General features: G+C 55.4%; 5 protein-coding genes. 2 read left to right on the top strand and 3 right to left on the bottom strand.

What is annotated here, in order from left to right:
• Both ALO64_RS11010 and ALO64_RS11005 read right to left on the bottom strand, forming a co-directional pair.
• On the bottom strand, positions 1-931 hold a 931-nt coding region (locus ALO64_RS11010; RefSeq protein WP_054991713.1), incomplete at its 3' end, for a DUF4928 family protein.
• Positions 931-2,079, bottom strand: a complete 1,149-nt coding sequence (locus ALO64_RS11005; protein ID WP_044345666.1) for a DNA cytosine methyltransferase — start codon at positions 2,077-2,079, stop codon at positions 931-933. The genes ALO64_RS11005 and ALO64_RS11010, both read right to left, overlap by 1 nt.
• A gap of 426 nt (positions 2,080-2,505) precedes the next feature.
• Between ALO64_RS11005 and ALO64_RS11000 the strand changes: the two genes are divergently transcribed.
• Positions 2,506-2,868: a hypothetical protein gene (locus ALO64_RS11000; RefSeq protein ID WP_007247606.1), complete on the top strand. Its 363-nt coding sequence runs from the start codon at positions 2,506-2,508 to the stop codon at positions 2,866-2,868.
• A 2-nt stretch (positions 2,869-2,870) separates the two neighbouring features.
• The gene (locus ALO64_RS10995; protein WP_004642455.1) at positions 2,871-3,098 is read left to right on the top strand and encodes a hypothetical protein; all 228 of its coding nucleotides are present in this window, start codon (positions 2,871-2,873) and stop codon (positions 3,096-3,098) included.
• Positions 3,099-3,173: 75 nt separating this feature from the next.
• On the opposite strand, the gene ALO64_RS10990 is transcribed toward ALO64_RS10995, so the two are convergent.
• The gene (locus ALO64_RS10990; RefSeq protein ID WP_044345663.1) at positions 3,174-3,806 is read right to left on the bottom strand and encodes a recombinase family protein; all 633 of its coding nucleotides are present in this window, start codon (positions 3,804-3,806) and stop codon (positions 3,174-3,176) included.
• Positions 3,807-3,953 lie beyond the last annotated feature (147 nt).

Here is a 3,953-nt window from a genome sequence, read left to right as displayed (position 1 = left end):
GAACAGCTGCCTTGCTCGGAGCTTCCCTAGGGTCTGTTTCAACTTCCTCTATGATTTCGTTATAGCGTATCACCACGTCTCCTACGGCAAGACGCCGACCTTCAGCAGCGAATTTGCCCAGCTCGTAAAGATTCAGAGCTATAAACTGTTCGACTTCGAAAACGTCGATGCGGTCGCCCAGGCCGGCGTTCTCTGCCAGCACTTCGGCGGCTGTAAGCCCTCGCGCAGTAGTGACAATGATAGGCCGGTGCCCGTCATTTAGATTTTCGTAGCAGCGGCTAATGACCGCTTCGCCTGGCGCGGTAGTGACATGGATCGCCACGTCACCAATGAAGAAGTCTCCAACGCGGCCTGATTGTGCATCCGACGTTGAAAAACTATTGTGCTCGAAACTACCAGGACCAAGCGCGCAATCAAGCTTCGCGCCTACCAAGTGTTGCAGCACAGCTCCGGCATACTGCATTCCCGGAGTGTTGCGCTGTCGTTCTTCGGCTTGGGCAATCACATAACGCACCAACGTGCGCAGACTGCGCGAGGCATCCAATTGAATCTTGAATGGCTTGGCTGAAAAAAACTCATGTGCACGCTCAATCCAGAATGCTTCCACGACATCGAGATCTACAGTACCGGCGGCAGCCTGGCCGTTGAGGAAAGCCACATATTCGCGCATGTTGCTAATGCTGCCGCGACTGGTGCGACCGCCTTCAGCTGCTAAAACGCGGATGATCCCATGGCGGTTCAGTACAGCTTGCACCGCGCCTTTACCCAAGCCTAGCACTTGGCCGCCAGCTTCGGTCAGCAGCTTGTCCGGATCAAGAGGCAAGCCCTTTCGGGCGTGCTGCGTTGTGACCAAAGCAACGCATAGCGAACCTTTCCTGCTGAATTTTCGTTCTTTGTTAAAGCCGCGAAGGGCCTCGATCAAATCCGTCATTACGCCACCCTTTTCTCGACGACGAGGGCTGACAATAACAGCGGCTCTAGAAGATGCTCAGCCAGGAAGCGAACTACAGGAATGGCCACGCCATCGCCAGCCAAATGGTAAGCATCGTTGTAGTTCTTGGGCAGTACGTAGGTGTCAGGTAGCCCCATGAGACGGGCAGCCTCACGTGGTGACAGTAAGCGCGAGCGAACGCGCTTGCCCTCAATCACCATGATGGTTTGCCGACTGGAGCCGCCAGTAGGCGTTCGTAGGCAACCAGCTACATCATCGAAACGGATTTCAGCACGCTGAAATTTCTCGCCGTTCGGCCCATCAGCTCGGGTACGCTTGTAGATTGTGCCGACTATGCGTCCGCCGCTCTTCTTAGCCGCCTCAACTTTCGCAAGATTGAGCGGGCTCATCATGGAAAGCAGTTTCTTGGTTTCGACGGCTGTGTGCCAGGTGACGCCGTGCGGCGTATCCTCCACCAGATCGGCAAAGATCGTCGTGCGAGTCGGTGGTGCCGATAGGTGCCACCATATCCAGGCACTTTGCGAGCGCTTAGATAGCTTGCTGTAGGCCTCGACCAGCGTAGACGAATGCCACTCCACCTCTGGACCATTTGCAACTATGGTATGAGGTATAGGCGAGGACTTTCTTACGGCTATGATGAACAGACGTGGCCGGGATTGCGGCAGGAAATGGACCGCGTTCATGACCACGGCTCCGAATCTATAGCCGCCGTTCGACAGAGCAGCGCTGATAGCCGCGAAATCCTTGCCGTCATGGGAGGTAATGGCACCGCACACGTTTTCCAGCACAATCATGCGCGGAGCGCGATCTTCTTCGCCCAAGGCCTTCATGAGTTTCCAAAACGGCCAAAATGTGCCAGAGCGGTGGCCCTTTAGGCCAGCCCCGGCACCTGCCAAGGAAAGGTCTTGGCAGGGGAACGAAGCCCAAGCCAGATCAACCACACCAGGTAATTCAGTCGTGGTCAACGCCGCTACGTCGCCCACGCGTAAATGGTCATCGCCCCAATTGGTGGCGTAGCTGGCAGCTTTTTTCGGGTCAAAATCGTTTGCGAACATGCATTGCCAATCGGGGCCAAGTCCAGCTCGAGCCATACCGCCACCTGCAAAAAATTCGTAGAAGTTAGCCATTGGTTCCCTTCGCGCTTTTTGAGCAAAATGATGAGTTGATACGTGCAAGCCTTTCTGTAACGGCTTCGGTAATCCAAGTTTTGTGCGATACGTTGCTGGGCCGGTACGAGCATTCGGCATCAATGGCTTCAGATACCCCGGAAGCTAGGCGCAGGGTGGATCGTTCGAGCGCTGAACTCGAATAATTACTGAGAATTTTCATGGTTGTCATTCTGGCGCCATTCTGCGTACAGACCAAGGGTTTCAGCTGTGGATAGCCTGACACCTTGAGTGCTCAGTTGGCTCCTCAGAAAACAATAACAGGCCAACAAGCATATTTTTATAGGAGAGGCCGCAGAATTCGGGAAAAATCGTCCGGTAGGCACTGCTGACCGGAGTCAGACTCTCATGCCCGCCTGTACTCACCCCAACAAGGAAATGACTAGCATGCCAATCAGCAGCACCGATGAAGAATGGGACGAACTCGTTCCCGAGAATTTCGATACCACCGCGCTGCTGCGTGCAGTCGATGCCGTAGACGTGCTGCGCGAAGACTTGAACGACAGAGAGGGTGGTGGGCCGCCGCAACTGCGTACTGACCTGTTGCTACTGCATCAACTGGCGATGGCCGTGTTCAACGACGGATCGCGCAGCCAAGTAGCCGGACTGTTTGAGTTCGCCGTCGATCTGGAAGATCAGGTGCTCGGCCTGATGACCTCGCTGGAACAAGTGCAGGAAACACTCTCCAAGTTAACAGCGCTGTACCCGGAAAGCCTGTCCTATGAAGATGGCGACGTGAGTGAGTCCTGATCATGGCCAAGCTGCCGTCGGTCGAAGGTTTAAGCGATGACGAGCGGGAGTTGCTGATCGAAGCGCTGCGCGCATTGCGTTACCAGCGTGGAAAAGCATGGAATACCGCTTGCGATGCCGCCTTAGCAGTCAGTAAACGCCAACCTTCATTGCGCTCTGCTGGTATCGACGATATCCAGCGATTAGCGCGACGCCTCGGCGGACGTGCATCCCACTGGTCTGAGGAGTGAATCGTACTCTGCCTCTGGCATCTTCTCCAGGAAACAGTTGGTTAACTAGGTTGACGGAATTTTCGGTGGTCCGGCTTAGGCCCCCGGTTTAGCCAGGTGATGTGCCCATACACGCTTCACCTGGCTGACACTGACACCCGCCAGCCGCGCAGTCTCTGCAATGCTACACCCGCCGCTTTTAAAGGCAATGATCTGTTCATGCACTTTAGCATTCGGCTTGCGTCCTCTATATAGACCAGCGCTCTTGGCCAAGTCGATGCCCTGCCGCTGTCGCTCTCGCCGGTCCTCGAAGTCGTCACGCGCGATTTGCAGTGCCACACGCAACAGCATGTCTTGTACGCCTTGCAACACCACCTTGGCGACGCCACTGGATGCCTCAGCCAATTCCGATAAATCGACGATGCCGGGCACCGCCAAGCGTGCGCCCTTAGCCTTGATCGCGTCTACAAGCCTTTCTGCTTCGAGCAAGGGAAGACGGCTGATTCGGTCGATCTTCTCAGCGATGACGACTTCACCTGGTTGCAGGTCCTCGATCATGCGCAACAGCTCGGGACGGTCGGATCGAGCGCCCGATGCTTTTTCGCGATAGACCGCAGCCACGTAGTAGCCCGATGCTCGCGCATTGCCAATGATCGCTTCTTGGCGCTGCAAGTCCTGGTCTTCGGTACTGACACGCAGGTACACCCGCGCAACATTGAGAGTCGCCATCATATGGCCCATTTTGGTATACCCAAATGGGCCGAGCTTATCAGCTATGGCTCAGTTGACCTAAAGGCAACCCTAATGAGCCGTGCCAGAAAGAACTACTCTTTTGAGCCATACCTAAGGAGGCGCTGCAAAAATAGCCAACTGTCC

Origin of the sequence: Pseudomonas meliae (genome assembly GCF_001400515.1) — a bacterium.
Classification (GTDB): domain Bacteria; phylum Pseudomonadota; class Gammaproteobacteria; order Pseudomonadales; family Pseudomonadaceae; genus Aquipseudomonas; species Aquipseudomonas amygdali.
This window is presented reverse-complemented; position numbering and strand designations above follow the sequence as displayed.

Bases quoted from the DNA above. Each gene is read 5' to 3' on its own strand.
- ALO64_RS11005 (WP_044345666.1), bottom strand. From the start codon at position 2,079: ATGGCTAACTTCTACGAATTTTTTGCAGGTGGCGGTATGGCTCGAGCT.
- ALO64_RS10990 (WP_044345663.1), bottom strand. From the start codon at position 3,806: ATGGCGACTCTCAATGTTGCGCGGGTGTACCTGCGTGTCAGTACCGAA.
- ALO64_RS10995 (WP_004642455.1), top strand. From the start codon at position 2,871: ATGGCCAAGCTGCCGTCGGTCGAAGGTTTAAGCGATGACGAGCGGGAG.
- ALO64_RS11000 (WP_007247606.1), top strand. From the start codon at position 2,506: ATGCCAATCAGCAGCACCGATGAAGAATGGGACGAACTCGTTCCCGAG.